The 5,996-nt window shown below is 47.8% G+C and carries 5 protein-coding genes and 1 tRNA gene; 4 read left to right on the forward strand and 2 right to left on the reverse strand.

Annotated elements, in window-relative coordinates:
• Nucleotides 1-6: 6 nt before the first annotated feature.
• Together ACMJ0U_RS02905 and ACMJ0U_RS02910 are read right to left on the reverse strand one after the other, a co-directional pair.
• Nucleotides 7-498 carry a pyridoxamine 5'-phosphate oxidase family protein gene (locus ACMJ0U_RS02905; RefSeq protein WP_417128050.1) on the reverse strand — a complete coding sequence of 164 codons (492 nt, stop codon included), beginning with the start codon at nucleotides 496-498 and terminating at the stop codon, nucleotides 7-9.
• A 12-nt stretch (nucleotides 499-510) separates the two neighbouring features.
• On the reverse strand, nucleotides 511-1,686 hold the full coding sequence (locus ACMJ0U_RS02910) for an iron-containing alcohol dehydrogenase (RefSeq protein WP_417128052.1): 1,176 nt from the start codon (nucleotides 1,684-1,686) through the stop codon (nucleotides 511-513).
• A gap of 89 nt (nucleotides 1,687-1,775) precedes the next feature.
• On the opposite strand from ACMJ0U_RS02910, the gene ACMJ0U_RS02915 reads away from it, so the two are divergent.
• The 4 genes from ACMJ0U_RS02915 to ACMJ0U_RS02930 all read left to right on the forward strand — a co-directional run.
• Entirely contained in the window at nucleotides 1,776-3,443 is a 1,668-nt protein-coding gene (locus ACMJ0U_RS02915) for a formate--tetrahydrofolate ligase (RefSeq protein WP_417128053.1), read from the forward strand.
• A gap of 4 nt (nucleotides 3,444-3,447) precedes the next feature.
• A complete protein-coding gene (locus ACMJ0U_RS02920; protein WP_417128054.1) occupies nucleotides 3,448-4,770 on the forward strand; it encodes a cobyrinate a,c-diamide synthase in 1,323 nt (440 codons plus the stop codon).
• A 94-nt stretch (nucleotides 4,771-4,864) separates the two neighbouring features.
• Nucleotides 4,865-4,937, forward strand: a tRNA-Gly gene (locus ACMJ0U_RS02925).
• Between the two features lie 120 nt (nucleotides 4,938-5,057).
• Nucleotides 5,058-5,996 (forward strand): phage integrase SAM-like domain-containing protein (locus tag ACMJ0U_RS02930; protein WP_417128056.1); only part of this gene is annotated, 939 nt, incomplete at its 3' end.

Genomic DNA, 5,996 nt, shown 5'->3' on the forward strand with positions numbered 1-5,996 from the left:
TCAGGATTAAAATCCCATATTTTTACACTTACCACTGACTTTCTGAATATCCAGGCGGATAATCTCCGTACGGTGGAAAGACTTGTTGGCATACTCGATGCCCTGCATCTTGTAATCCGGACAATATTTGGAAATCAGCAGAGAGAGGGCAGACATCCGTTCTGCTTCGTGCAGGCTGTGGTGTGCCGTACATTGCAGTACGATGCTTTCATAACCTGTAGTAAACTTGTCGGGAATAACCTTGCTGCGACCAGTAACACAAAAAGACACGTGGGGGCAGGCATCAATGCAGCGTAACTTGTGTCCTACCGGTGCACAATGGATATAAATGGAGTTGCCACGGTCCCATACATAATTCAACGGGATGCCGTACGCACCATCTCCCTCTTCTGTACGCATGGAAAGGATACCAAATTCCCCTTCTTTTAATATCTCAAATGCACGTGCTTCATCGAGCAGACGGTCTTGCCGGCGCACGTCCTGGTTTGTATATTCCATAATAGTCGTTCTTTATTGATTGGCCAGTTCATAAATTTCGCGGGTAGCCTGCGCGTCCAAACGGACATAGCTGCCTACGTATTCACCCTTGTTTTCATGCAGTTTCTTCACCAGCAGGTCGATGTCAGGATGTTCGATACCCAGTTCCTTGAAGGTGACAGGCATACCGATGGCGTGGAAGAAGGATTTCAGACGGGCTACACCTTCCAGTGCCATAGCCTTCTTGTCATCCGATTCCGGCACGTCCCACACACGATGGGCATATTGTGCCACCTTGCCCACGTTATGGCTGGCCATATAGGTAAGCCAGGCGGGGAAAATAACAGCCAGTCCGGCTCCGTGTGTCACGTCATACACGGCACTCATTTCGTGTTCCATAAAGTGAGAAGCCCAATCCTCCACGGCCCCCACACCGCACGTACCGTTGTGTGCGATGGTACCTGCCCACATCAGGTTGGCACGGGCTCCGTAGTTTTCCGGTTCCTTCATTACCCGAAGGGCTTCCGTGATAATGGCTTTGAGCGTACCCTCACACATGCGGTCGGGCACTTCCTGATCTTCCGTATTGGTGAAATAGCGCTCCATGATGTGTGCCATCATGTCGGTCACCCCACAAGCTGTCTGCCAGGCGGGCAGGGTATAGGTCAGTTCCGGATTCATCACGGCAAACGTAGGACGCAGCAGTCCGTGCGTACGGACACTCAATTTCTTCAGTCCGTCCAGTTTCGTGATGACCGTGTTACCGGAGCCCTCGCTTCCAGCCGCAGGAATAGTGAGTACCACACCCAGCGGAATGGCTTTTTCAGGCACTACCTTATTTATATAGAAATCCCAGAAATCACCTTCATAAGGGATACCCAGTGCAATGGCTTTGGCCGTATCGATGACCGAACCGCCGCCCACCGGAAGCAGGAAATCGATTTTTTCGCGACGTCCCAGTTCAATACCTTCGTACACCTTCGGGTCGGTGGGGTTAGGCTGGATACCTCCCAGTTCCACATAAGCAATGCCTGCTTCGTCAAGGTATCTTTTCACCTTGTCGAGCAGTCCGCTGCGCACCACGGAACCTCCTCCGTATACAATCATCACTTTCGTGCCTTTGTATTTCTTCACCAGCTCGGCAGTCTGGCTCTCCGTACCTTTTCCGAACACAAATTCGGTAGGGCTGTAAAAAGCGAAGTTATTCATATCTATTATAAATTATAGGGTTTACGTGTAGTACGACAAAGTTACGGAATTTCTTTGTATCTTTGCGCCACAATAAAAAAATTGAACCTATGAAATCAGATATTGAAATAGCTCGCAGCATCGAGCTGACCAAAATCAAGCAGATTGCCCGCGAGTATGACATCCCCGTAGAAGAAATCTCCAATTACGGACGCTACATTGCCAAAGTTCCTGAAACACTGATTGATGAAGAGAAGGTGAAAAAGAGTAACCTGATTCTGGTAACGGCCATCACGCCGACAAAGGCCGGTATCGGGAAGACTACCGTATCCATCGGTCTGGCACTGGGACTGAACAAAATCGGCAAGAAGGCTTTCTGTGCCTTGCGCGAACCCTCACTCGGTCCCTGCTTCGGCATGAAGGGTGGAGCTGCCGGAGGTGGTTATGCACAGGTGCTCCCGATGGATAAAATCAACCTGCACTTTACGGGTGACTTTCATGCCATCACTTCGGCTCACAACATGATTACAGCCTTGCTCGACAACTATATGTACCAGAACAAAGACAATGGTTTTGCCATGAAAGAAGTGCTCTGGAACCGTGTGCTCGACGTGAACGACCGTGGCCTGCGCTACATCGTAACGGGCCTGGGAGGCAAGACCAACGGAGTGACCCGCGAGTCTGGATTCGACATCACGCCGGCATCGGAAATCATGGCTATCCTTTGCCTGGCAAGGGATGAAAACGATTTGCGCCGCCGCATCGAAAACATTCTGTTAGGATTCACCATCGAAAACAAACCTTTCACGGTGAAAGACTTAGGAGTGGCGGGAGCGATTACGGTATTGCTGAAAGATGCCTTGTCGCCCAACCTGGTACAGACCACGGAACATACACCAGCCTTCGTACACGGCGGTCCGTTTGCCAACATCGCACACGGATGTAACTCGGTGCTGGCTACCAAACTGGCCATGACCTTCGGTGACTATGTAGTGACGGAAGCCGGATTCGGTGCTGACTTGGGGGCAGAGAAATTCTACAACATCAAATGCCGCAAAGCCGGGCTTCAACCGAAACTGACTGTCATCGTGGCTACGGCTCAGGGACTGAAGATGCACGGCGGGGTAGATGTAGACAAAATCAAGGAACCCAATATGGAAGGCCTGAAAGAAGGTGTGAAGAACCTCGACAAGCACATTGAAAACCTCCAGTCATTCGGACAGACCGTGGTAGTAGCTTTCAACCGCTATGCCAACGATACCGACGAGGAGCTTGACTTCGTACGTCAGCACTGTGAAGAAATGGGCGTAGGCTTTGCCATCAACAATGCGTTTATGGAAGGTGGAGACGGTGCCATCGAACTGGCTAACCTGGTAGTAAACACCATCGAAAACAATCCGTCACAGCCGTTGACCTTCACTTACGACGAAACCGACTCCGTGGAAGAGAAAGTCACCAAGATTGCGTGCGAACTGTATGGCGCCAAACAAGTGCTGTTCGGTCCGGCTGCCCGCAAGAAGATTCAGATGATAAAAGACCTGGGATACACCAACTTCCCAGTCTGCATTGCCAAGACTCAGTATTCATTCTCTACCGACCCGAAACTCTACGGGGTGGCTTCCGGCTTCAACTTTGCCGTGCGTGACATCGTCATCAATGCCGGTGCAGAAATGCTGGTAGTGGTGGCTGGTGAAATGATGCGTATGCCGGGATTGCCGAAAGAACCGCAGGCATTGCACATTGACATTGTGAACGGAGAAATAGAAGGATTGTCATAAGCAGATGAAGCCACAGTTTCTTGTCGGAGCCATGATGCCCGGAAGCGGGCAGACCCTCGTTGCCTTGGGGCTGATGCGTGCGTTGCGTCACCGCAACCTGCGTGTGCAGTCGTTCAAATGCGGGCCTGAACTGGCAGACCTCCGTTATCATGCGCTGGCTGCCGACCGTGAACCGATAAGCCTGGACACCTGGCTGGCCTCACGCAGCCACCTGCAGACCGTCTACAACCGGTATGGGGAAAAGGCTGACGTATGTGTGGTAGAAGGACGGGGCGGTTTGTTCGACGGATTCCGGAAAACGCAGGGAAGCAGCGCCGAGATAGCCCGACTGATGAAAGTTCCTGTGGTGATGGTGGTGAGTGCACGCAATGCGGGTTACTCCACCGCTGCCATGCTATATGGTTTCAAACATTTCAATTCAGAACTGAAAATAGCCGGAGTGATTTTCAACCAGATCACTTCGGCTGCACAATACGGCTTCCTGCGCGAAACCTGTGCCGAGGCCGGGGTGGAATGCCTGGGATATCTTCCTTATCTGGAGGAAACAGGTCTTCCACCTCGTCATCAGGCGCTCACACTGCCTGTAAGAAAGAATCTCGACCAGCTTCTCAATCAAGTGGCAGAAGAACTGGCACAGCATGTAGATATTGACAAACTGCTGAATCTTTCTACCCGTATTTTCCCTTGTCCCTATTCGCTTCCCTACATTTCCGAGACGGAAACAGATATGTGGACTGGCAAGCGCAAACAGCGAATCGCTTTGGCTTCCGATCCGGCTTTTCCTTTCGCATATCGCCAGAGCATAGACAAGACAAAGGGAGACATCACGCGCTTCAGTCCGGTATATGGCAGTGAACTTCCCGAAGCGGACATCGTGTATCTGCCAGGAGGCTATCCGGAATTGTTTGCCCGTCAGCTGCACCGCCGGAAACGCCTGATGGAACAATTGCGTGAGTACGTAGAAAAAGGAGGGAAACTGCTGGCAGAAGGAGGGGGAATGGCCTTGTTGGGACAAACACTGACCGCACGCCCCGGAGGTACAGCCTACGAAATGGCAGGGATTCTGCCTTATTCGGTCATTGTGAAAGACAACCGTCCGTGCAGCGGATACCGCCAGACGCACTATCGTGACTTGTATCTAAAAGGATATGAGCACCGTTATTTTGACATTATTCCTACAGAAGAAGCTCTCTCACTGCAAACGCCTGTCTGCCATGTCAAAGGAGGAGAAGTTTCGGGTTCGTTCTTCTTTCGCTATAAAAACTGTATCGCCACCACTGTACATCACTATTGGGGGGAAACCGGACTGTATAAGCTCTGGGAATAGCTATAAAAAGGAATTTTTCTATTTTTCGGGCGAAAAAAATCGAATAAAACGAACGATTCTAAAAAATAAGTTCTATATTTGCATCACCAAAGTCGCGGCAGTAGCTCAGTTGGTAGAGCATCAGCTTCCCAAGCTGAGGGTCACGGGTTCGAGTCCCGCTTGCCGCTCCCGTTGATAATCAGAGGCTTATATTAATGTAAGCTTCTGATTTTTTTATTTTGTAACAGGTTGGTTTTACCTATGATTTAGCCATGTGAGTTAAACTGAGAGTTAAACCAGAATAAACGATGAATGCAACTGTAAATGTCGTATGTTACACATCTAAGATTTTATCTAATGGCGAACACCCTTTAATGCTTCGCATTTGTAAAAACGGTAAAAAGAAATACCAAAGTTTAGGAATATCAATAAATCCTAAATATTGGGACTTTAAGAAAAACACACTTAAAGCATGTTGTCCGAATAAGGAATACATTCAGAAAATTATTCTCAATAAGCAGATGGAATTTCAGCAACGCATGTTACAGCTAACTTGCGAACAGAAAGATTATACCGTTTCAACCTTGCTGAATAAAGATTGTGCCACGTTCAAATTGAAAACAGTAGAGGAGTTTTATTGCAATTTAATTGAACAATATGCTTGTGAGAATAAATGTGGAAACCGTCTCATATATAAAGGGTCTTTGAATTCTATCAAAACTTTTACTAAAGGAAAACTGGATATTCCATTTAGTGATATAGACACCATGTGGCTAACTAAATATGAAAAGTGGTTACGCTCCAAAGGAAATAAAGAAACAACTATCAGTCTATTGTTTCGTACCTTACGGAGTGCATACAATAAAGCTATCAATGCCAAATGTGCCCGAGCTTCTGATTATCCTTTTAATGAATATAAAATCAACAAGTTTAATACCACAACTCAAAAAAGAGCTATTGCCAAAACCGACATACTGAAATTTATAACAGAGGTGCAGCCAATTGGAAAGCAGCAGTATATGGAATTGAGCAAAGACATATTCGTGTTTAGTTATTTATGTGGTGGAATCAATTTCACAGACATAGCTAATTTAACAAATGAGAACATTCAAAGTGGTAGACTACACTATATCCGTCAGAAAACAGGAAAACAAATAAAGATAGGAATACCACAGGAAGCCATGCGGATAATAGAGAAATATTCAAAAACAGGCAAAGGCTATTTATTTCCGATTTTGGATAGTAAG

Source organism: Phocaeicola sp., assembly GCF_048170425.1.
In the GTDB taxonomy this organism is placed as follows: Bacteria; Bacteroidota; Bacteroidia; order Bacteroidales; family Bacteroidaceae; genus Phocaeicola.